Origin of the sequence: Microcystis aeruginosa NIES-4325 (genome assembly GCF_008974145.1) — a bacterium.
GTDB lineage: Bacteria > Cyanobacteriota > Cyanobacteriia > Cyanobacteriales > Microcystaceae > Microcystis > Microcystis aeruginosa_G.
Genome location: NZ_BJKP01000002.1, coordinates 61,258 through 82,963 on the forward strand (window position 1 = coordinate 61,258; position 21,706 = coordinate 82,963).

The 21,706-nt window shown below is 43.1% G+C and carries 20 protein-coding genes; 13 read left to right on the plus strand and 7 right to left on the minus strand.

The features are described 5' to 3' along the window. The first annotated feature begins 109 nt into the window (after nt 1-109). Entirely contained in the window at nt 110-466 is a 357-nt protein-coding gene (folB, locus tag MiAbW_RS01425) for a dihydroneopterin aldolase (protein WP_110578203.1), read from the plus strand. On the opposite strand, the gene MiAbW_RS01430 is transcribed toward folB, so the two are convergent. Then, nucleotides 453-995, minus strand: coding sequence for an NADPH-dependent FMN reductase (locus MiAbW_RS01430; protein WP_151694618.1), 543 nt, complete (start codon nt 993-995; stop codon nt 453-455). The two genes, folB and MiAbW_RS01430, sit on opposite strands and share 14 nt — an antisense overlap. Before the next feature lie 160 nt (nt 996-1,155). Between MiAbW_RS01430 and MiAbW_RS01435 the strand changes: the two genes are divergently transcribed. Continuing rightward, nucleotides 1,156-1,482, plus strand: a complete 327-nt coding sequence (locus tag MiAbW_RS01435) for an antibiotic biosynthesis monooxygenase (RefSeq protein WP_151694619.1) — start codon at nt 1,156-1,158, stop codon at nt 1,480-1,482. Here the strand turns inward: MiAbW_RS01435 and MiAbW_RS01440 are convergent. Genes MiAbW_RS01440 through rseP form a run of 3 tightly spaced genes read right to left on the minus strand, consistent with a single transcriptional unit; the run spans nt 1,479 to nt 3,876 of the window. Further along, a complete protein-coding gene (locus MiAbW_RS01440; protein WP_151694620.1) occupies nt 1,479-2,087 on the minus strand; it encodes a rhomboid family intramembrane serine protease in 609 nt (202 codons plus the stop codon). The two genes, MiAbW_RS01435 and MiAbW_RS01440, sit on opposite strands and share 4 nt — an antisense overlap. A gap of 29 nt (nt 2,088-2,116) precedes the next feature. Then, nucleotides 2,117-2,785: an endonuclease III gene (nth, locus tag MiAbW_RS01445; RefSeq protein ID WP_151694621.1), complete on the minus strand. Its 669-nt coding sequence runs from the start codon at nt 2,783-2,785 to the stop codon at nt 2,117-2,119. Next, nucleotides 2,785-3,876 (minus strand): RIP metalloprotease RseP, encoded by a 1,092-nt coding sequence (gene rseP / locus MiAbW_RS01450; protein WP_151694622.1) that lies wholly within the window; start codon nt 3,874-3,876, stop codon nt 2,785-2,787. Before rseP ends, nth begins: the two co-directional genes overlap by 1 nt. A gap of 149 nt (nt 3,877-4,025) precedes the next feature. Between rseP and MiAbW_RS01455 the strand changes: the two genes are divergently transcribed. Both MiAbW_RS01455 and MiAbW_RS01460 read left to right on the plus strand, forming a co-directional pair. Continuing rightward, nucleotides 4,026-4,604: a phycobilisome protein gene (locus MiAbW_RS01455; protein WP_151694623.1), complete on the plus strand. Its 579-nt coding sequence runs from the start codon at nt 4,026-4,028 to the stop codon at nt 4,602-4,604. A 164-nt stretch (nt 4,605-4,768) separates the two neighbouring features. Continuing rightward, entirely contained in the window at nt 4,769-5,359 is a 591-nt protein-coding gene (locus MiAbW_RS01460; RefSeq protein WP_151694719.1) for a PAP/fibrillin family protein, read from the plus strand. Nucleotides 5,360-5,413: 54 nt separating this feature from the next. On the opposite strand, the gene MiAbW_RS01465 is transcribed toward MiAbW_RS01460, so the two are convergent. Both MiAbW_RS01465 and MiAbW_RS01470 read right to left on the minus strand, forming a co-directional pair. Then, nucleotides 5,414-6,364 carry a hypothetical protein gene (locus MiAbW_RS01465; RefSeq protein ID WP_151694624.1) on the minus strand — a complete coding sequence of 317 codons (951 nt, stop codon included), beginning with the start codon at nt 6,362-6,364 and terminating at the stop codon, nt 5,414-5,416. A gap of 7 nt (nt 6,365-6,371) precedes the next feature. After that, nucleotides 6,372-7,736: a UDP-N-acetylmuramoyl-tripeptide--D-alanyl-D-alanine ligase gene (locus tag MiAbW_RS01470; RefSeq protein WP_151694625.1), complete on the minus strand. Its 1,365-nt coding sequence runs from the start codon at nt 7,734-7,736 to the stop codon at nt 6,372-6,374. 577 nt (nt 7,737-8,313) lie between these two features. Between MiAbW_RS01470 and MiAbW_RS01475 the strand changes: the two genes are divergently transcribed. The 4 genes from MiAbW_RS01475 (at nt 8,314) to MiAbW_RS01490 (ending at nt 14,046) form a co-directional block, all read left to right on the plus strand. Continuing rightward, nucleotides 8,314-9,582, plus strand: a complete 1,269-nt coding sequence (locus MiAbW_RS01475) for a hypothetical protein (RefSeq protein ID WP_151694626.1) — start codon at nt 8,314-8,316, stop codon at nt 9,580-9,582. Between the two features lie 99 nt (nt 9,583-9,681). After that, nucleotides 9,682-10,947, plus strand: coding sequence for a phosphoribosylamine--glycine ligase (gene purD / locus MiAbW_RS01480; RefSeq protein ID WP_151694720.1), 1,266 nt, complete (start codon nt 9,682-9,684; stop codon nt 10,945-10,947). Nucleotides 10,948-11,157: 210 nt separating this feature from the next. Further along, on the plus strand, nt 11,158-12,384 hold the full coding sequence (locus MiAbW_RS01485; protein ID WP_151694627.1) for a glycosyltransferase family 4 protein: 1,227 nt from the start codon (nt 11,158-11,160) through the stop codon (nt 12,382-12,384). Nucleotides 12,385-12,489: 105 nt separating this feature from the next. Then, on the plus strand, nt 12,490-14,046 hold the full coding sequence (locus tag MiAbW_RS01490) for a CPBP family intramembrane glutamic endopeptidase (RefSeq protein ID WP_151694628.1): 1,557 nt from the start codon (nt 12,490-12,492) through the stop codon (nt 14,044-14,046). A gap of 50 nt (nt 14,047-14,096) precedes the next feature. Here MiAbW_RS01490 and sufR read toward each other — a convergent pair whose 3' ends face one another. Then, the gene (sufR, locus tag MiAbW_RS01495; RefSeq protein ID WP_151694629.1) at nt 14,097-14,735 is read right to left on the minus strand and encodes an iron-sulfur cluster biosynthesis transcriptional regulator SufR; all 639 of its coding nucleotides are present in this window, start codon (nt 14,733-14,735) and stop codon (nt 14,097-14,099) included. A gap of 214 nt (nt 14,736-14,949) precedes the next feature. On the opposite strand from sufR, the gene sufB reads away from it, so the two are divergent. The 5 genes from sufB (at nt 14,950) to MiAbW_RS01520 (ending at nt 21,600) form a co-directional block, all read left to right on the plus strand. Further along, nucleotides 14,950-16,392 carry a Fe-S cluster assembly protein SufB gene (gene sufB, locus MiAbW_RS01500; protein ID WP_151694630.1) on the plus strand — a complete coding sequence of 481 codons (1,443 nt, stop codon included), beginning with the start codon at nt 14,950-14,952 and terminating at the stop codon, nt 16,390-16,392. Between the two features lie 80 nt (nt 16,393-16,472). Beyond that, nucleotides 16,473-17,243 carry a Fe-S cluster assembly ATPase SufC gene (gene sufC / locus MiAbW_RS01505; RefSeq protein WP_151694631.1) on the plus strand — a complete coding sequence of 257 codons (771 nt, stop codon included), beginning with the start codon at nt 16,473-16,475 and terminating at the stop codon, nt 17,241-17,243. Between the two features lie 174 nt (nt 17,244-17,417). Beyond that, a complete protein-coding gene (gene sufD / locus MiAbW_RS01510; RefSeq protein ID WP_151694632.1) occupies nt 17,418-18,743 on the plus strand; it encodes a Fe-S cluster assembly protein SufD in 1,326 nt (441 codons plus the stop codon). A gap of 55 nt (nt 18,744-18,798) precedes the next feature. After that, nucleotides 18,799-20,061 (plus strand): SufS family cysteine desulfurase, encoded by a 1,263-nt coding sequence (locus tag MiAbW_RS01515; RefSeq protein ID WP_151694633.1) that lies wholly within the window; start codon nt 18,799-18,801, stop codon nt 20,059-20,061. A gap of 33 nt (nt 20,062-20,094) precedes the next feature. Continuing rightward, nucleotides 20,095-21,600, plus strand: coding sequence for a pseudouridine synthase (locus MiAbW_RS01520; protein ID WP_151694634.1), 1,506 nt, complete (start codon nt 20,095-20,097; stop codon nt 21,598-21,600). Nucleotides 21,601-21,706: the final 106 nt, after the last annotated feature.

Genomic DNA, 21,706 nt, shown 5'->3' on the forward strand with positions numbered 1-21,706 from the left:
AAAATACTTGAGGAGACTCCGAGACTCCGAGACTCCGAGATTGCTTTTTACTTATAGAGTTTCTCGTAAATTTGTGACCAACGCTACCAGTTTTTTAATTTGACTATCTATGGATACTATTCACGTTACAGGAATTCGTGCCTACGGTTACACCGGATATCTGGCCGAAGAACAGGTTTTAGGTCAATGGTTTGAGGTGGATTTATCCCTAGAAGTTGATATCAGCATTGCTGGCAAAAGTGACGCAATTGAAGATACTCTAGATTATCGACAGGCGATCGAAATTGTCAAACACCAGATTGAAACCAGCAAATTTGCCCTAGTGGAAAAATTGGCCACAGTTATCGCTGAGGATATCCTACAACTCGATCGAGTGCGACAGGTAAGAGTACAATTATCGAAACCCGCCGCCCCAATTCCCCATTTCACCGGTAAAATCACCATTGATATTACTAGATCCCGTTGAGTTTACGGGTATTATCGACTAAACTTTGAGCAAAAGCGTCAAAACGCTGGGAAAGCTTCTCGTCAAGGATTTTTCCTTCTTCGTTGAAGACTTTCCACGCTTGTCCTAACCCAATTTGTTCGGGAATTACCCAAGCATGAACCCAACGGAGAATAATTCTTAAATCATTAAGGGCGTTACTATTGGATTGGCCGCCTAAAACACTGATTAACCCAGCAACCTTTCCCGATAACTCCTCAAAACTCATTAAATCTAGGGCATTCTTCATCACACCACTGACACTGCCATGATATTCCGGTGTCGCCAAAATTAATCCCGCTGCCGATTTAACCGTTTGCTGCATTTTGGCCACATCGGGATAGTCAGAATAGTCATCTCCCCCGTTACAGAAGGGTAAAGAGAGTCTTCTCAGGTCAATTATCTCCGTTTCTACTCCTAACGCCCCTACTCGACTGATAGCAACTTCTAACGCCATCGCACTATAGGAGCCGCTGCGTAAACTGCCATTAATACCAACGATTTTGACCATAGAACTTATACAAACTCATAACGACTACATATAAGCTAACAAAAAAAGAGACAATTGGGGAAGCTTAGTTAAAAAAATATGTCGATGGGGCGGAGGGAGCAATCGATCTAAGTTTAAATGGGAGTAGAAATAAAGATTTATACCATTTCCCCTGATTGCCATGCCAGAATTTCTCGATTTTCTCAAACATAAATACGCCTATGTGGCTATTGGTGAATTCAAACCGGGGTGTTTTTCCGAGGCCCAAAAACTCTACGAAAAGGCCGTTTCCACCTATTCTACGGGATTCCAGGGGGCTTTTCTGCTGCAAAAACCCGGAACCGACGAAGGAATTGCCGTGATCATCTGGGATAAAATCGATGATATGGAGGCAAATAAAAGCGAAGCCCACGAATTATTGCTGAAATCCATGGCTCCTCTGTTTGCAAAACCGCCTGTCACCGATTTTTACGAAGTATGTAGCGAGATAGAAGCTTCCCCCATTTAGGAATAATGTTTCTTTTCGGTGGCGATTAATTTGGCGGCTAAAACCCCGCCTAGGAAACCAAATAAATGTCCTTGCCAAGAAATCCCCGGACGGGAAGGCAAAACGCCCCAAATTGTGCCACCGTAGAGTGAAAAGACTAGAATTGACAAGAGTATAGAAGGAATATTTCTCTGGAAATAGCCCCGCAGTAATAAAAAACCTAAATAGCCAAAAATCAAGATACTTGCCCCGATATGGATGGATCCGGGAGCAGCAAATAACCAGACTCCTAACCCCCCCACTAGCATAGTCAACCCGGTCACAATAAAAAAGTCACTGGTTTCCTGTAACATTACCAACCAACCGAGAATTAGGAAAGGAACCGTATTAGCAATAAGATGGGGAAAGTCACCGTGTAGGAAAGGTGCGAAAATAATACCCCGCAATCCGATGACTTGATGGGGAATAATCCCGAAAAAGTCTAAACTGCCCCGAAAAACAAATTGATCTAAAATCTCTAACAGCCAAAAAATCGCCACAAAGGTAGCGAGGATTATTGCTTGGGTTTTTATTTCTTGCCGTGATCCTTGACTCATAAGATTGATGGATGAGCTATTTTTTCTCATTATAGCCCCCCAGATCAGTTATCAGTGATTCAGTTATCAGGTGTGAGTTTACTGTTTGCTGCGGGACAAAGAGAGGCTAATTGACAGGAAAAACAAGCGGGATTTCTTGCTTTACAAACCGCCCGGCCGTGGTAAATAATACTAATAGAAAAAGTTTCCCAATCCGGTTGAGGTAGTAAAGCCATTAAATCCCGTTCAATTTTCACCGGATCGTTATTAGTAGTTAAACCCAAACGATTACTTAAGCGCTTAACATGGGTATCTACTGTCACCCCCTCAATAATCCCGTAAGCGTGAGCAAGTACCACATTAGCCGTTTTTCTAGCTACTCCGGGTAAAGCTAATAATTCCGCCATTGTCTTGGGTACTTCTCCCTGAAAATCCTTGAGGATTTTTTGACAAGCACCCTGAATATTTTTAGCTTTATTACGATAGAATCCCGTGGAACGAATCAGGGTTTCTAACTCCTCTCGCTCGGCAAAAGCTAAGGATTTAGCATCGGGAAAACGAGCAAATAAAGCAGGAGTCACCTTATTTACCCGCTCATCAGTGCATTGTGCCGAGAGAATCACTGCCACCAATAACTGCACGGGAGTTTGATAATTTAAGCTACAGGTTGCCTCTGGATATAATCGCTTTAAGTTGCTTAAAATCTCTAGGGCGCGCAGTTGAAGCTTAGTTTTTTTTCGCAGGGCCATCACTGGAATAAATCCTGAAAAACTGCTAGGTTAGCCGTGTCGCGCACGATTAAGAAAACTCCCAATCCTAGGAGTAAAACTAGACCTGTTTGCATGATGTTATCTTGCAGTTTAGTCGGGAGAGGTTTACCTACCAAAGCCTCTATTAATAAAAATACCAATTGACCGCCATCAAGGGCAGGTAAAGGCAGAATATTAATCACCGCTAAGTTGATACTAATTAGGGCGGCAAATTGAAAAAGATTCCCCGCGTCATTACGAGCGATCGCCGCTCCGTATTCGACAATTTTAACCGGTCCTGCTACCTGTTGAACATTTTCTTTAAAGTTACTAACTAACTGCCCAAAACCTTTAACAGTTAATAGGGTTAATCGCTGAAATTCACCCGCACCTAAGCTAAAAGCTTGCCCAAAATTATCGGCCTTCAGGCGAGTTTCTTCACCGTTAGGAGCCAATCTCACACCAATTTTACCCTGACCATCACTTCCCAATTCAGGAGTAACAATTAAATCGAGAGTTTCTGTCGGGCGTTTGACGGTTAATTTTAGGGGTTGATTGGGGGAAGATTGAATAATGTCACGGAAGTCAATAATGGCATTTTGAGAAGCGCCAAGGGGACGATCATTGATAGCGAGAACGATATCCCCCGCTTCCATGCCCGCTTGTTTAGCGACGGAATTTTCCGAGGTGAAAACCTCTGGAATAATTACCCCTTCTTGATAGTTAATTTGGGGAAAACCCACGGTAGCGACTTGGGTAACAAGCAAAAAATAGGCAAAAATTAAATTAGCAATTACCCCCGCACTAATGACGATGGCTCGATCGAAAACAGGACGATTGCGTAATAAATCAGGATCGTTATTGGGAATTTGACTATCGGGATCGTCATCGGGAAAACCAACGTAACCCCCTAAAGGAATGGCGCGGAGGGCGTATTCTGTTTCTTTACCTTGATATTTAGCTAAAGCTGGACCAAAACCGATAGAAAAGCGATTAACATGGATGGATTGCCAACGGGCGGCGGCAAAATGACCTAATTCGTGAACGACAATTAATAGGGCGAGTACACTGATCGCTATTAAAACTGACATGATGATCAAAATATAATGACTTAGCTTTTGTTTATTGTAAGCGATCCTCCCAGACAGATTTCAAAAAATCTTTAGTTATCGCTAATTTTTCGAGCATTTATGCTAAAAGTGATCTTAACTGCCTAATCTGACCCAACGGAGAGCGATCGATGCCTTTGAGTGAGCGCGCCCAGCAATTAATCCCAAAAGCGAGAATCCTCAGTTTCGCTGATTGGCCCTATCAGCAAGCAGCGATCGCTATTTGGCAACAAGCCGATGATCAAACTCGCTATCTCAGTGATAGCGATTTAGATACTCTCGTCAATTTAGAGCCTGATTTACTCGTTTCTAGTCAGCAAGCTCGAAAACTGCGGGATAACGCTAATAGTATCGTCGATAACGCCCGTAAGACCGTCTTAAGTCAATTTACTACCATTTTTCAACCTGGTGGCGATCTTTATCCACCCCACCGCGCCAAAGCTTGTTGGCGTGATTTCTGGAACTTTTTACGCTGTATTACCTACGGTGTCGTCGGACAACAGATTCCCTACACCAGTGCCGAGGGATTGGAAAATATGCGTCTTCTTTACCAAGAATTGCAAGTACCATTAGGGGCAATGATTTCGGGTTTAGAAGCCTTAAAACAATACAGTTTAGAGTATTTTAGCCACTCAGAAAAAACCGCAATTACTCCCTATTTCGATCACTTAATTACGGTTATGAAAAAGTTTTCAAACTGCGGCATTTAATCTGTGTTAAAATAGTGAGGCCAACATTTAAAAATGCCGCTCACCAGGGTGAAAACTGCGTTGAAACCCTAAAATCATCGGCGCAGGTGAGCCTCTTGAGGCGACCAAAAACCTCGATCAATCGCCTAGAAGGTCGAGGTAGTTTATCAAATAAGGGAGATTCTATGGATGCCAAAGCGAAATTACTGGAATTGATCGCTGGTAGAAATCGCGGACTCCTGGCCACGGAAAGCGACCGCGTGCGGATTTTAGCGGCGATTGAACAATTGGAGGATCACAATCCCCATCCTCATCCCCTGGAAGTTAAACAACTATTAGGGGGCAATTGGCGTTTACTATTCACCAGCAGCCGCGGCATTCTGGGACTAGATCGCCTACCCTTTTTTCAATTAGGGCAAATTTATCAATATCTCGACCTGAACAAGGCCAAACTCTATAATATCGCTGAAATTATCGGCGTACCTTGGCTAGAAGGGGCAGTAATCGTCTCCGCTACCTTTGAACCCACATCCGAGCGTCGGGTAATGGTTAAATTTGAGCGATCGATCCTCGGTCTGCAACGTTTTCTCAATTATCATTCTCCCCAAGAATTTATTGAAGCGATCGAAAGTGGCAAAAAATTTCCTCCCCTCGATTTTTCTTTCAATAATCGGGAACAAAAAGGTTGGCTCGATATCACCTATCTCGATGAAGATCTCCGCATCGGCCGCGGCAGCGAAGGCAGCGTCTTTATTCTCGCTAAGGAAAAAACCTAACTTAACAGTTATCTCCCAAGCCATAGCGATCTCTTCTCCCCTGACGACTGATAGCTAATTATCTAACAGCAAAGGTCGCATAAAACCGCCATAATTCTCGTCATCTGTACCGATAAAGACTTCTATTTTACCTCTAGGAGATTCTCTGGTGGTCACGGCTTCTACTTTGGCTCCGTCGATTTCTGCAATTTTTTGGGGATTAGGGGCAATAATTAGGCTATTATCGTCTGTCACTTCACCAATACGGTAAACAGCACTTCTAAACACTCCCGCATTATCTGGATCGTAGGCGGAAGCTATGTAGATATTACCTTGCTTATCTACGGCTAAATCGGAGATGGGGCGAATATTTTTACCACTACCAAAAGGACTCCGAAAAGTTACCGACTGAAATTCCCCGAATTTTAAGGGATTGAACGAGATATCCGTCCAGCGAATTTTGGTACTCTCTTGACTATCGGCCCGTTCTGCGTAGATAAATAGATAACGATCGCCTTGCCGACTAACAGCGATCGCCTCTACATTTTCCACCGCGATCGGCCAATTTATTTGCTCAACTATCTTGACTTTTTGCTGGCTATATGCCAGTAAAAATAGTCTTTGAAAAGGTTTTTTCTCGCCACTTTCAGCCAACAAAAATAAGTTAGTTTCAGGAATAGAAGTAATACTTTCGAGATCGTTACTCAATCCCTCTGGATTTGGCCAATCTACCCTTAAAACCTGCCATAATAGGGGCTTTTCCTCTGTAGGCAGCCGTAAAAGACTCAGCCTTGGTTGAGATGGATCACTATTTTTGCCCTTATTTTTGGCATCGTGAACCCCTAGAAAAACATCCGCTTCTACCCAAGCTAAACCACTGATATCTGGGAGATAAGTCTCCAGTCGTCTCGATTCTTGAGCAAAAGAGACTTGCACGGCCGAAAAAAAGAAAACCAGCCCTAAAATCCCCGAAAAAACAGTTTTTAGTAGGCTATTCTTGCTCAAAAATGCTCTCTTCTCTAACAACTTTTCCCTAACCCCCAATATCACTGATTAACTCCTCCACCACCCGATTTAAACCGACGGAATGGGAAGCTTTGCATAAAATGCGATCGCCTGAATCGATCACTTCCTTTAAACGATTAATTAAATCTGCGTGAGTTTGAAAACATTCGCAATTGACCCCCGTAGCGGAATCAGCAATAAACTTAGCCTCTGGGTCATCTACCAAGACAAACAAGCGATCTATGCCTAGTTTTTGCACCCTCTCACCCACTTGGCGATGTAATTGCTCCGAAAAAGACCCTAACTCCTTCATCGTGCCTAAAACAGCAATATGACGCTGACCGGGGATAGCCTTCAGTAAATCCAAGGCCGCTAACATTGATTCTAGACCGGCATTATAGGTTTCATCGAGGAGTAGGATATCAGTCCCTAATTGGTAACGTTTAGCCCGACCACCGGGTAAATTAACCTTAATCCCCCGTTGCAAAGAAGTCCAGTCGATGCCTAAAATTTTCGCTACAGCCAAGGCCGCCATAAAATTTAAAGCATGATGACGACCGGATAAAGGTAAGTTAAAATCTAGTCCATTTACTCGTAAAGTAGTTAAATCCAGTAATTCTCCAGCTACATCGCCGCCAGAGAAGCCATAGGTAAGTGTTTCCCCTTGCCATACCCGTTTAGCTGTTTTGGTAAGTAAAGGATGATCGTAGTTAAGAACAGCTATACTACTAGAAGGAGACTCAGCCAATAACTCGCATTTGGCCTCTGCGATCGCAGCTTCCGACCCTAAACGACCGATGTGAGCGGTTCCCACATTAGTAATCACTGAGATCGTCGGTTGGGCGATTTGAGCGAGCAGGGCAATTTCTCCCCGTCCCCGCATTCCCATCTCGATTACGGCACTATCATGAGTTTCATCCAGTTCGAGGAGAGTTTTCGGCACTCCGATCTCATTGTTATAATTAGCCAAGGTTTTATGTACCTTTCCCCGGGTTGCCAGTACCGAGGCGATTAATTCTTTCGTCGTGGTTTTCCCCACCGATCCCGTAATAGCAATCACGGGTACAGTAAATTGATTCCGCCACCAATGGGCTAATTGCTGATAGGTTTCTAGGGTATTCTTGACTAGGAATACAGGAATATTACTAGAGTAATTTACCGAAACTGGCTGATCGACAATCAATGTCGACGCTCCTCTTTCGATAGCCATATCGATAAAATTATGACCATTAAAATTATCACCTTTTAAGGCCAAAAATGCTTGTCCTGACTCAATACTACGGCTATCAGTATTAATGCCATATACTAAACTATCGGGACTAAAACTTATGTCAACCTTATCTTGTAAGGACAATAATTGAGCTAGTTGATTGAGGGATAAATGACAGGGCATAGACAATAAAAATACTCAGGAGTAAATTCCGAATCATCTAGAAGGTAGATGCGAACTACTCTCAAGGTCGTTGAGAGCTTCCTACTTCACCAGGGATTGCCTCAAGAAAGACTTGCGCCCAGCTTTTGGTCTTACATCCCCTCTATAGGCAGTATCGCCGCTCTTCTGGTTTTTGTGTGGAAGGAAGAAGAATAGGGATAATTTTCGGGAAATATAGTCTTAAAAGCCTTGCCTAGCAAGACTTCTACGAATGATCGGCACTCCTGACCACACAAATTCCCGACAAGCCGTGACTTAGATCACATACAAGCGGTGTTTTTTTCGCTAACCTAATTATCAGGGGAAACTGCCGAAATTTTTAGTAATTTGGGCATGGTCAGCAAGCTTGGCTGGGCAGACCAACGGAAATTTTCCCAAACTGGCAAGGCTAAAATAGATAAACTCGATCAGTGGAATGACCCCAAAGAGGGGCATCCTGAGAAGCGATCATCTACTATCTAATCACAATTAACCCCTTTATGGTGATGGACCTAGAACCCATCCGCTTACTGATTCAGGAGGGCTGATTCAAATAAAGATGGCCACTCTAAACGCTCGACAAATAGAAATAAGAGATGAAGAACAGGTACTGTACGATTATTGGCTCGACCGCGTACGGACTGATTCCCCTGAGGACTTAATCGAGGATTTTCGTCGTCTGTTTATCGAAGGTAGGGGCTATCAAGAAGCTCCTATTTATTTAGCCCTAGAGCGTCTTGTCAAGGCTAAAGATGCCGAAATTCGTTTTTATAATTTCTTTAACCGCTGCTGTCACATTTTAGTTAACCGATGGCAAATACAGCCCACTTGTCAGCTGGCAATTCCCGAATTGGTATCGCTGCTGGAAAATCTGCCCTCCCCACGTCCGAGACATTACAGCACCTCCAATACTTTGCACCATCTGCTCAAAAAATTTACCCTCTCGGATCACTACGTTAAACTGCAGCGTCTGGCGCGAATTATTAGCAGCAAATACGGCGAAGAAACCTCCACTTGCGTGGGAACCCTGATTAATCGTTATCCCTATCTCTATGATCACTGTTTACTCAGTGATGAAAGTTCCCGAGAACAGCAACAAACCGTTAGACGTATTAAAGTGAAAAGCGATCACTGTTTCGAGGTGAATCTCTCTCATTATGTTACCTATCAGGTTCGTTTGGCACAGATTGCTCATACCCCAAAAACCAGCGAACAAGCGGGGAGAATCATTCAACCAGTGAAAAATCCCACCCTGCTCAATGATGAGGAACTAACTCGCGCCCTCAAGCAGTATGTGGGTTCAGTAGAAGGAAATTATACTTATAAAGCTCTCGCGCAAAATTTTCTGGCGAATACAGTTTATATCCCTACCTATAAAGATTTCAAAAATGATCTCTACGATTATCTGATTACCTCCGTAGACTACGGCAAGGGACAATTCAACAGAAAACTCTACGATGTCCTGCAAAATACCCTACCCGAGTGGGATCAACAAAAACCGAGTGAATTTCTCGTCCTGCGTACTTCTAGTCAATTGTTCAATTATTTGGTGGTGGAAAGCAACCAAAAACCCAACCATTACATTTTTATCGATATGATCAACAATATGGGGGTAATTCGCACTGTGGGGTTATTGCTCAAGTTAGTTTTGGTGTGTCGCAAGGTAAAACCCCATTTAGATAAACGTTTTTCGATTCTTTTTAACCATTACGAGAGTTTTTCTCGCGATCAGGTGCCTTGGTTGGTTAAATCCCTAGAAAGTCTGCAAGTAGCTTTTAGTATTCATTTCGGTAAAGCTGATTTGTCCTGTCTCCGTCAAATCCAGTGACGAGCGAGGATTAAAAAGTTAAGTAATCTCAAATTCTAGCCAATGGCACCCCGTAACTGGGGGATAATTAATCCATCGTCATTTAGGCTGCGTTTATCCGTGAAAATTATCGTTATCGGCAGTGGTGGTCGAGAACACGCTCTGGCTTGGAAACTCCTACAATCGCCTCAAGTAGAACAAGTGTTCTGTATTCCTGGTAATGGGGGAACGGCAATTTTACCTCAATGTGAAAATATCCCGATACCAATGGAGAATTTTACCGAAATTAGCCGCTTTGCCCGAGAAAATGGCATCGATCTGGTGGTTGTTGGGCCAGAATATCCTCTCTCCCTCGGCATTACCGATCATCTTCTGGGCCAGGAAATTGCCGTTTTTGGCCCCACACAAACCGGGGCCTTAATTGAATCGAGCAAATCCTGGGCAAAAGAATTAATGAGCGAAGCCGGAGTTATCACCGCCGCCTCGGAAACCTTTACCAATGCAGAACTAGCAAAAACTTATATCCGAGAGCAAGGAGCACCCATCGTAGTGAAAGCCGATGGATTAGCCGCAGGAAAAGGAGTAATTGTCGCCGAAACCCTAGATACAGCCCTAGAAGCGATCGATGATCTTTTTACCAGTGGCTTTACTAAAGTCGTGGTGGAAGAATTCCTAGAAGGAGAAGAAGTGTCTATCCTCACCCTCACCGATGGGATCAGTTTTCGTTCCCTGCTACCCGCCCAAGATCACAAGCGCATCGGTGAAGGCGATACTGGCAAAAATACCGGCGGTATGGGAGTTTATGCCCCCGCACCCATAGCCACCGCCGCCATTATCGAAGCGGTGGACCGAGACATCCTCGCCCCCATCGTCGCCACCCTGCAAAAACGCGGCATTGACTATCGGGGAGTCCTCTACGCGGGTTTAATGATTTCCCCCGCCGGAGAGCCAAAAGTTCTCGAATTTAACTGTCGTTTTGGCGATCCCGAAACCCAAGCGGTTTTACCCCTACTGGAAACTCCCCTGGCACCGCTGCTGCTGGCTTGCGCTCAACAAAAATTAACTGATTTCCCCTCTTTACAATGGCGATCCGGTAGTGCCGTTTGTGTGGTGGCAGCGTCTGCCGGTTATCCTGACCACTACGAAAAAGGCCAGTTAATCACGGGAATTAAGGCAGCTGAAACCCTAGGGGCGATGGTTTTCCACGCCGGCACGGTTTTAAAACACGGCGATATCTTCACCGATGGCGGCCGGGTTTTGGGTGTCACCGCTGTGGGGTCTAATTTTAATCAGGCGATCGAACTTGCCTATCAATCGATGAACAGGATACACTTTGATGGCATCTATTATCGTCGTGATATCGGCCACCGGGTGCGGGAAAAATAAGGGCTAGTATTTAGGCAGGGGTAAAGGGGAATAGTTATGGGTTTTGAGCATTAATTTATCAGCTAATTTCCCTTTTTTTCCGCATCTCTCACCGCTAATCCTCACCTCTTTCTAGGGTAATCCCTGACAAAAGAGCATCTGATTTGTCAAAAAACCAGTAACTATTGATAAAATCATGAAACTGAATCGCCCAACCAAATTGTCATCCCTATGCGAATTTTGCTCTATTCTTATAACTATTATCCCGAACCGATCGGCATCGCTCCCCTGATGACAGAACTGGCGGAAGGATTGGTTAAAAGAGGTCATCAAGTCAGGGTTTTGACGGCTTTTCCTTGGTATCCTAATAGTGAAATCGATCCCGAATACCGAGGAAAAATCTATCTAGAAGAAGAACGCAACGGTGTTAAAATTCAACGTTCCTACGTTTGGGCGCGCCCCCAAAGAAGTTTAAAAAATCGAATTTTCTTTGAGTTGAGCTTTGTTTTTTTGAGTTTCTTTCAGGCTCTCAAAGGCGAAAAACCCGATCTAATTTTCTTAACTGTCCCCGGATTACCCGTTTGCGTTCCCGCCGCTTTATTGAGTAAATTATATGGGGTGCCGATTATTCTAAATTTACAGGATATTCTGCCCGATGCGGCAGTTCATGTGGGATTATTAACTAATCAAAAAATGATTAAGGTTTTTAGTAGTCTCGAAAAATTTGCCTACAAAACTGCCAGCAAAATCTCAGTTATTGCCGATGGTTTTACCAAAAATCTCCTCACTAAAAATGTGCCGAGTCAGAAAATTATTGAGATTCCTAATTGGGTGGATGTAAACTTTATTAAACCTCTGCCGAAAAACCATAATTATTTTCGCCAAGAAAATCATCTTGAGGGCAAGTTTGTTGTTTTATATTCTGGCAATATTGCCCTAACTCAACCCTTAGAAACTCTGATCGATGCCGCAGTTCACTTAGTTAATATTCCTGAGATTAAAGTGGTAATTGTTGGTAAAAAAGAGGCACTTGATCGCCTAGAAAAGTACCGCCAACAACAGGGGGCCAGTAATGTGCTTTTATTACCATTTCAACCCCGGGAAAAATTACCAGAAATGTTAGCCGCCGCCAATGTGGGCATGGTGATGCAAAAACATAACGTTATTTCCTTTAATATGCCTTCCAAAATTCAGGTATTATTAGCTAGTGGTCGTGCTATTATTGCTTCTGTTCCCGCCGATGGAACTGCCGCTAGGGCGATCGAGCGTAGTGGTGGTGGTTTGGTGGTTAATCCTGAAGATCCAGAGGCATTAGCTACGGCTATTTTAAAGCTATACAAAAACCCAGATTTAGCAACTACACTAGGAGAAAAAGGACGACAATATGCAGAAGAAAATTATGCCTTTGAAAAGACTTTGGATCAATACGAAAATCTTTTTTCTCAAGTAGTTAGTTAATAATTAGGGTATAGGGATTAGGGATAGGGAAAATTTTCCCCAACACCTATTACCCAACCCCCATCACCCCATCACCTAACCCCTAACTCCCACTTAACTATTTTCATGTTCGATAATTTCTCAAAAAAACTCCCCTGGCAAAGTCTCAAACAAGCGATCGCTTTTGTCTTAACAATTATTGCTTTAACTCCAGTAGTTACAGCTTTAATTTCTAGTGTTAATCAGCCTCAAATCCAATCGAATATTCAACTGTATCAAACCAATCTCAATCTACAAGCTACGACTCTCAGCAGCGATGCTGATCCTAATAGCGAGGAATTTGCTAATCTTAAATTAATGCAAACTTCCCTGATCGGTGAAGATCCTTATACCACTGCCGAAGAACAGTATTTATCAGCGCAGAAAAGTGCAAAAAAAACAATCACCGAACTAGAAAAATCAGCAGTTAGTCCCGAACAAAACAAATCCCTTGAGCGCGACATCAATTCCTTAAAAGATTTAGAACTAAAATTAAGTCTCATTCAAGCCAATCAAGGTGACTTGGATTCAGCACGGCAAATCTGGCAAAACATCAAGGAAAAATCAGAATTTGAGAACTATAAACCTGCTGTTTTACAAAATGCGCTGCTGTTAGAGGGATTGTACAGTGAACCACCCCAAATTGCTGCCGATGCTGAAGCGAGAATCGAGCGCAATTTTAAAGGATGGTTTCGTTATACCATTCTGGAAAAATTATATAGTCTCGAAAATCGTCAAGAGGATTTACTCGCTTTAGAGGAAGAACAGAGTGAAGTGGCGGCTAATGCGTTAATAAAACTAATTTTATTGGCTTTTTTGCCTCTTAGCGGCGGTTTAATCGGTGTTGTGCTGTTGGTCTTTTTATTAGTCCAGTGGCTTCTCCGTCAACAGCGATCGCTGCTCTTTTTAGAGGATAGTCTCGCTTGGCAAACTAAGTGGGGAGGAGAAACCCTCTGGTGGGGAATAATTATCGGTTTCTTTTTCGTCGGACAAATTGTTTTACCAGTAATTTTCGGGATTTTATCGAGTTCCTTGAGTCTCAATCCCGAAAAATTCAATCTAGAAGCTAAAGCAATATACGTTGTAGTTAGTTATTTAGCCTTAACAGTGAGTAGTTTATCGGTTTTATACCTAGCGATCAAGCCTTTTCGCCCTTTACCTCCCGATTGGTTTCGTTTTAACCTCTTTAGTCCTTGGCTTCTCTGGGGGTTAGCTGGCTATTTCGTCGCTTTACCCCTGGTTATTATCGTTTCTTTGCTCAATCAACTAATTTGGCAAGGACAAGGGGGTAGTAACCCGCTGCTGACTTTAGCCCTAGAATCCCAGAATACCTTCGCTTTGCTCTGTTTTGGCTTTACTGCTTCCCTTGCCGCTCCTTTTTTCGAGGAAATTGTCTTTCGCGGCTTTTTACTAGCTTCTTTGACTCGTTATCTACCCGTCTGGGGTGCGATCGCTCTTAGCAGTTTGATTTTCGCCCTTGCTCACCAAAATTTGTCAGAAGTGCTGCCTTTAACCGTCCTAGGTTGTGTTCTTGGCTTCGTTTACACCCGCTCGAAAAATTTATTATCCTCGATGTTGGTTCATAGTCTCTGGAATGGTGGCACCCTGTTAAGTCTATTTTTATTGGGCAGCAGTGCGGGTTAGGTGAAGTCTCTGGTTTTCGGGGTAGTCTAGGGATAGCTAATCTCCCCCTTTCATCCCTTGCACTTAATTAGATAACCACATCGTTGCTCACCTTGATTGATCCAGTGAGTCCGTTCGATCGTACAATCGGGCAGCAGCAGCGCAAACATTTCTAATTCATGGCCACAGATACTGGGATAGGAACCGGCCACCTCAGCAATAGCGCAATGATGCTCGGCCAGGACATAACTATTTTCTGCTTCCAGTGCCACTAATTCTGCCATATAACCCTCTTCTTGGCGAATTTCTAGCAATTTTCTCATTCTTTCCCCTAAAGACCCCTTGCCGAGGCGCAATTGATATTCCGCCGCTTTGCGTTGCCACTGTTTTTTGAGAATTTCCCCCACCTGTTGCTCTCCCACCGTCTCCACGAGAGTATTGAGGAAAGAAACGGCGAAATTATCGTAATTATGGGGAAAACGGCTACGACCTTGACGACTAAGGCGATAAATGTGCTGGGGCCGTCCTATCTTATTTTGTACCGCAAAATATTCAATCAGTCCTTCCCCCTCCAAATCCTTAAGATGGCGGCGCGTCGCTTGCGGACTAATACTTAACTCCTCAGCCAAGTCTTGGGCGGTAGATTGACCGTTTTTGAGCAAATATTGCAGAATATCGTCTTTCGTCGAGGCGGGTTGAGTCGTGGTCATGATACCAAAAACAGAGGCTTTAGCGTACAATTGCTGAGGGTCAAGGAGCGGCCAATTACCCCTACAGAGTAACTTGAATAACAGAGGTTTATCAGCATCCTCTCAAATTTTCCCTGACTTTGACAACAGTTTTGTTGTTAATCTATTATATAATCAATTTAAACAACTTTCTTGTTGTTTAACTACCTCCCGCGTAGAGAGAACACTAACCCCCATGAGTGCAACCACCGTTAAAAACCTCGTTAACCAACCCTACAAGTACGGTTTCGTCACCGATATCGAATCGGAAACCATCCCTCGCGGTTTGAATGAGGAGATTATTCGGCTAATTTCAGCGAAAAAGAAGGAACCGGAATTCATGCTCGATTTTCGTCTCCGGGCCTACCATCAATGGCAAAAGATGACCGAACCCAGTTGGCCGCACGTTTCCTATCCTGCCATTGATTATCAAAATATTATCTACTACTCTGCACCTAAACAGAAAAAAGCAAAACTCAACAGTCTTGAAGAAGTTGACCCCACTTTAATCGAAACCTTTGAAAAATTAGGCATTCCCCTTTCGGAACAAAAACGCCTTTCTAACGTCGCCGTCGATGCTATCTTTGACAGCGTTTCTATCGCCACAACTTTTAAAGAAAAACTAGCAGAACAGGGGGTTATTTTCTGTTCTATCTCGGAAGCTTTACAGGAACATACCGAATTAGTACAAAAATATCTCGGCAGTGTAGTTCCCGTGGGTGATAATTATTTTGCCGCTCTTAATTCTGCCGTTTTTAGCGATGGTTCCTTTGTTTTTATCCCCAAAGGTGTCGCCTGTCCGATGGAATTGTCCACCTATTTTCGGATTAATAACGGTGAGACGGGACAATTTGAAAGGACTTTAATTGTCGCTGAAGAAGGGGCATCGGTAAGTTATTTAGAAGGTTGCACCGCTCCGATGTACGATAGTAATCAACTTCATGCCGCCGTAGTGGAATTAGTCGCCCTCGATAATGCGGATATTAAATATTCGACTGTACAAAATTGGTACGCTGGCGATGCCAATGGTAAGGGAGGTATTTACAATTTTGTCACTAAACGAGGTCTGTGTAAAGGAGTTAATTCTAAGATTTCTTGGACGCAGGTGGAAACTGGTTCAGCGATTACTTGGAAGTATCCCAGTTGTGTCTTAGTTGGCGATAATTCCGTCGGGGAATTCTACTCAATTGCCCTAACTAATAACAAACAACAGGCCGATACAGGTACGAAAATGATTCACATTGGCCGCAACACCAAGAGTACCATTATTTCTAAGGGAATTTCTGCGGGTAATTCCCAAAATAGTTATCGCGGTTTAGTGAAAATGGGACCGAAAGCCAAGGGAGCAAGAAATTACTCCCAGTGTGATTCTATGCTGATTGGAGATAATGCCGAAGCTAACACTTTTCCCTATATTCAGGTGGATAACAACAGTGCTAAAGTAGAACACGAAGCTTCTACCTCTAAAATCGGTGAAGACCAATTATTCTACTTCGCACAACGGGGCATTTCCGAAGAAGATGCTGTCTCTATGTTAGTCAGTGGTTTCTGTAAGGATGTCCTCAGTAAATTACCGATGGAATTCGCCGCCGAAGCTGATAAACTCCTCAGTCTCAAGCTAGAAGGAACCGTCGGATAACAGTTATCAGTTATCAGTTATCAGTGTTCGCTGAAATATAATTAGTTTCTAGAAATATTTGCAGTTGCCAACAAAAAAACATGAGTGAAGTAATTTTATCGGTAAAAAATCTGACCGCTAGTATTGATGGAAATCAGATTCTTAAAGGAGTTAACCTCGAAATTAAAGCTGGGGAAACCCACGCAATTATGGGGCGCAATGGCTCAGGAAAAAGTACCTTTTCCAAAGTAATCGCTGGACATCCCGATTATGAAGTAACTGGGGGAGAAATAATTTATAAAGGTGAAAATCTTTTAGACAAAGAACCCGATGAACGAGCGCTTATGGGTATCTTTCTCGCTTTCCAATATCCCTTAGAAATCCCCGGCGTTAGTAACATCGATTTTCTTCGCGTTGCCTATAATGCCCGACAAAAATATTTAGGTTCGGAAGAATTAGATAGTTTTGACTTTGAGGAATTAGTCGAGAAAAAACTAGAAGTTGTCCAGATGAATCCTAGCTTTCTTGGCAGAAGTTTAAACGAAGGTTTCTCCGGTGGTGAGAAAAAACGTAATGAAATCCTACAAATGGCTTTATTAGAACCCACTTTAGGAATTCTCGATGAAATTGACTCCGGTTTAGACATCGATGCTTTGCGAATTGTTGCCCAGGGAGTCAATCACTTAGCTACTCCCGATAACGCTTTTTTACTTATCACTCACTATCAGCGTCTGCTCAACTACATTGAACCCGATGTTATTCATGTCATGTACGATGGGCGCATTGTCACCAGTGGCGGTAAAGAATTAGCCCTCGAATTAGAAAGAACTGGCTACGATTTCCTCGATGAACAAGTATTAGCCGTTAAGTAATCTAGCTATCAGTTATCAGTTACCAGTTACCAGTAGTCAGTTTTGAGTATTAAGTGAGCGGTATGTATTAAGTGAGCATCATCAAATGGCAGTAACAGTGCTGTCTTTTCACTGATGACTGATGACTGTTTACTGTTTACTGTTTACTGAAAAATCCCCACCCCCCTCCTACCAATGACAGCCATAATCACGAAACCTGAACAATCAGGAGAATTATTGTTAAAATTGTCTCGAGAAACAGTTCCCACTATCGATAACGGTAAAATTCTCGAATTAAGAGAATCGGGAGCCAGTAAAGCTCAAGAATTAGCCATTCCTAGCAAAAAAGATGAAGAATGGCAATTTACCGATTTAAGTCAACTCTGGGCGATCGATTTTTGCGCCCCCCAAACCGTTACAATCGATAAAAATGCCCTAGCTGTTTTTTTACTGCCCGAAGCCAAAAACAGCCATTTAGTCTTTGTTAACGGCATTTATCAGCCTGAATTGTCCGATATCTCCGCTTTACCCCCCGGTGTCAGCGTCAGCAATCTTGCCAATGCACAAAAAGATGTTCTTGTCAACTATCTAGGGAAAGAAAAAACCCCCGAATTTTTTACCGCACTCAACCAAGCTGGTTTAAGCGATGGGGCAGTAATTCACGTCACCGCTAACACCGTCGTCACAACCCCCATACATCTCCTATTTATCACCGTTGTGGAGGAAATTCCCCGCTTTTATCAGCCCCATAGCCTAATCGTGGCCGAAACGGGAGCCAGTGTCAATATTATCGAGAATTACGGGGCTTTAGCCGAATATTGCTCCGATTTACCTGTAAATTACTCTTATTTTACCAACGCTGTCACGGAAATTTACCTCGAAGCCAGCGCCGAGGTCATCCATACCAGAGTACAACGGGAATCGGGAGATGGTTTTCACATCGGACGCACGATAATTGAACAAGGGCGCGATAGCCGTTACACTCTCAACGAGATAAATCTAGGCGCTAAACTCTGCCGTCATAACCTCGATATCCTGCAAAAAGGAGAACAAACCGAGACAAATCTACACGGATTAGCCATGATTACCGGACAACAAACCGCCGATACCCACAGCGCCATCTATCTCAACCATCCCCACGGCATCAGCAACCAACTGCATAAATGTATCGTTGATGGTAGCGCTCACGCCATCTTTAATGGTAAAGTGTTTGTTCCCAAACCTGCCCAATTAACCAACGCCTCCCAGTTAAATCGGAATTTGTTAATTTCTAACAAGGCAAGAGTCAACACCAAACCGGAATTACAAATTACCGCCGATAACGTCAAATGTTCCCACGGGGCAACCGTTAGCCAACTGGAAGCCGATGATTTATTCTATCTGCAAAGCCGGGGCTTAAGTGCCGACACCGCCCGCAGTTTGTTAATTGATGCTTTCTCGGCCGAGATTTTAGCTAAAATTCCTCTAGAATCCCTCCGCCAAAGATTGGGGCAATGCGTCGCCTGTCGCAGTGTGGAATAACTCTACCGGGGTAGGTGCAAACCTGCCCAAAGTACCCCTCTGACTCCTGACTAAAATGACAATTATCCAAGAAAAAACCCTCGCCCAAAAAGTCCGCGCCGATTTCCCTATCCTCCATCAAACCGTACACGATAAACCCCTTATCTACCTCGATAGTGCCGCCACTTCCCAAAAACCCATTCAAGTATTAGAAACCCTGCGAAACTATTACGAAAAAGATAACGCTAATGTGCATCGGGGTGCGCATACTTTAAGTGTTCGGGCAACGGAAGCCTACGAAGGGGCCAGAGATAAGGTGGCTAGGTTTATTAATGCCGCTTCTCGTCAGGAAATTGTCTATACTCGCAACGCCACGGAAGCGATTAATTTAGTCGCCTACAGTTGGGCATTAAATACCCTGAAAGCAGGGGATGAAATTATTCTCTCGGTGATGGAACACCACAGTAATTTAATCCCCTGGCAAATTGTCTGCCAAAAAACGGGGGCGGTGATTAAATATGTGCAATTAACCAGCGAAGAAAGCTTTGATTTAGAACAATATAAATCCTTGTTATCGGACAAAACTAAATTAGTTGCTGTCGTTCATGTTTCCAATACATTAGGCTGTATTAATCCCGTTGCCGAAATAGTCAGCCTTGCCCATCAAGTCGGGGCGAAAGTATTAATTGATGCCTGTCAAAGTGTCCCCCATTTAGCCATTGATGTGCAGGCCATAGATTGTGATTGGTTGGTGGCTAGTGGTCATAAAATGTGCGCCCCCACCGGTATTGGATTTTTGTACGGCAAAGAGGCTATTTTAGAGGCAATGCCGCCCTTTTTTGGTGGTGGCGAAATGATTGCAGAAGTCTATTTAGACCATTTTACCTGTGCCGAACTGCCCCACAAATTTGAAGCGGGAACACCCGCTATCGGCGAAGCGATTGCCCTCGGTGCTGCGGTAGAATATTTAATGGGTTTAGGGATGGATAATATTCATGCCTACGAAGAAGAGTTAACCGCCTATTTGTTCAAAAAATTAGGAGAAATTGAGGGTTTAAGAATTTACGGGCCATCACCTAGTTTAACAGGCCAAGGTCGGGCTAGTTTAGCCGCCTTTAATGTGGAAGGGATTCATGCTAGTGATTTAGCTACTTTATTAGACCACGAAGGCATTGCTATTCGTTCCGGTCATCACTGTACCCAACCTCTACACCGCCTTTTTGATGCTTCCGGCAGCGCGCGGGCAAGTCTATATTTTTATAATACCCGCGAAGAAATTGATAGCTTTATTGTCGCCTTACAGGAAACTATCGATTTCTTTGCCAATTGTTTTTCTTAGGGGTATCTCTAGCCCTTTTCCTGTTCTTAAAGAGTGAAGGAAGTTACCTATTATTATCAAGGAATTTGTCCCGAAACGGGCGAGTTATTGCGCTTGCCCCGCACTCTTTTGGCTGAAAAAATCGCCCAAGATTTGATGACAACTATCACCAATCCTCAAGGTAAAATGTATGGCATTTTGTTAGGAGAAAATGCCACTGGCGAAATAGAAATTTTAAAAGCTTTTTCTGGACAGGGAGAAGCCGCTGGCTGGGTTCCGTCTCTAGTGGGCAGAGAAAAAATTATTCGGGAAGAAAAGCGAGTTTTGCAACTTTTAGAAACAATTAAACAGGAAATTATCACACTACAATCAATCCCACAACATAGTTTATATCGAATCAATCAAGCAAATTTTGAGCGCAAAATACAAGCTTTACAGCAACAACATCAAAGCAATAAACAGGAACGAGATAGATTAAGAAATTTAGGAGATTTAAACTCAGAAGAATTAGAAAATTTAAATAATATCAGTCGTCAAGAAAAAAGAGCAAGAAAGCAATTAAAACAGCAACAAAAACAAGTTTTAACCCCCTTAATTGAGAAAATAAACTTAGCCAATCAGAGAATTATTGAACTTAAGCAACAGCGTAGAAACCTCTCCAAACAGTTACAGGAATTGCTGTATCAATCCTACTGTTTAAATAACTTTTCTGGACAATCTCTCTCCTTAGCTAAATTGATGGGCAGTAATTTGTTACCGACGGGAACAGGGGAATGTTGCGCCCCGAAATTATTAAATTATGCCGCCATGAAAGGATTAAAACCCATCGCCATGGCCGAATTTTGGTGGGGAGAATCGAATCGAGATAGAAAACAGGGAGAATTTTATGGCGCTTGTCAAGAAAGATGTCAACCTCTCATGGGTTTTTTACTCTCTGGTTTACGTTCATCCCTAGAAATTATCTACGAAGACGAGGGGATAATTGCTATTAATAAACCAGCAGGATTATTATCGGTAGCAGGACGTTATCAAGATAGTCAAGATGCCGTGGTCAATCGGTTTCGTCGTCAGGGAAAAAATCTCATTCCTGTTCATCGTTTAGATCAAGAAACTTCAGGTATATTATTACTAGCTAAAAGTTTAGATATTTATCGTTGTTTATCCCAACAATTTCAACGGCGAGAAGTGGAGAAAATCTACGAAGCTATACTATCAGAAATTATTGAGCGAGAATCGGGTATAATTGACTTACCTCTCTGGGGAAATCCGCAAAATCGACCCTATCAAACTGTGGACTGGCAAAGGGGAAAAGCTAGTCAAACCTATTTTAAAGTTATCGGTAAAGAAGGCAATTATTCTCGGCTAGAATTTATTCCCTACACGGGAAGAACCCATCAAATTCGTGTTCATAGTCAAGCGGGATTAGGGATAGGAATTTTAGGCGACCGCTTGTATAATGGTGAGCAGTCCAACCGTTTACACCTACACGCTAAACAATTATCTTTTCGTCATCCTCAGACCGAAACTAAACTTGATCTCATCATTCCCACCCCCTTTTGAGTGCTATAATTGCTAACGGCCAAAAATTAGCCATAATAACCCGATTTACTGACAAGGGTACAAGGTCAGCCAGAAAATAGATATGAGATCACCCTTCAACCTATTT

Coding starts and splice junctions, on each gene's coding strand:
- folB (WP_110578203.1), top strand. CDS start 110: ATGGATACTATTCACGTTACAGGAATTCGTGCCTACGGTTACACCGGA.
- MiAbW_RS01430 (WP_151694618.1), bottom strand. CDS start 995: ATGGTCAAAATCGTTGGTATTAATGGCAGTTTACGCAGCGGCTCCTAT.
- MiAbW_RS01435 (WP_151694619.1), top strand. CDS start 1,156: ATGCCAGAATTTCTCGATTTTCTCAAACATAAATACGCCTATGTGGCT.
- MiAbW_RS01440 (WP_151694620.1), bottom strand. CDS start 2,087: ATGAGAAAAAATAGCTCATCCATCAATCTTATGAGTCAAGGATCACGG.
- nth (WP_151694621.1), bottom strand. CDS start 2,785: ATGGCCCTGCGAAAAAAAACTAAGCTTCAACTGCGCGCCCTAGAGATT.
- rseP (WP_151694622.1), bottom strand. CDS start 3,876: ATGTCAGTTTTAATAGCGATCAGTGTACTCGCCCTATTAATTGTCGTT.
- MiAbW_RS01455 (WP_151694623.1), top strand. CDS start 4,026: ATGCCTTTGAGTGAGCGCGCCCAGCAATTAATCCCAAAAGCGAGAATC.
- MiAbW_RS01460 (WP_151694719.1), top strand. CDS start 4,769: ATGGATGCCAAAGCGAAATTACTGGAATTGATCGCTGGTAGAAATCGC.
- MiAbW_RS01470 (WP_151694625.1), bottom strand. CDS start 7,736: ATGCCCTGTCATTTATCCCTCAATCAACTAGCTCAATTATTGTCCTTA.
- MiAbW_RS01475 (WP_151694626.1), top strand. CDS start 8,314: ATGGCCACTCTAAACGCTCGACAAATAGAAATAAGAGATGAAGAACAG.
- MiAbW_RS01485 (WP_151694627.1), top strand. CDS start 11,158: ATGCGAATTTTGCTCTATTCTTATAACTATTATCCCGAACCGATCGGC.
- MiAbW_RS01490 (WP_151694628.1), top strand. CDS start 12,490: ATGTTCGATAATTTCTCAAAAAAACTCCCCTGGCAAAGTCTCAAACAA.
- sufR (WP_151694629.1), bottom strand. CDS start 14,735: ATGACCACGACTCAACCCGCCTCGACGAAAGACGATATTCTGCAATAT.
- sufB (WP_151694630.1), top strand. CDS start 14,950: ATGAGTGCAACCACCGTTAAAAACCTCGTTAACCAACCCTACAAGTAC.
- sufC (WP_151694631.1), top strand. CDS start 16,473: ATGAGTGAAGTAATTTTATCGGTAAAAAATCTGACCGCTAGTATTGAT.
- sufD (WP_151694632.1), top strand. CDS start 17,418: ATGACAGCCATAATCACGAAACCTGAACAATCAGGAGAATTATTGTTA.
- MiAbW_RS01515 (WP_151694633.1), top strand. CDS start 18,799: ATGACAATTATCCAAGAAAAAACCCTCGCCCAAAAAGTCCGCGCCGAT.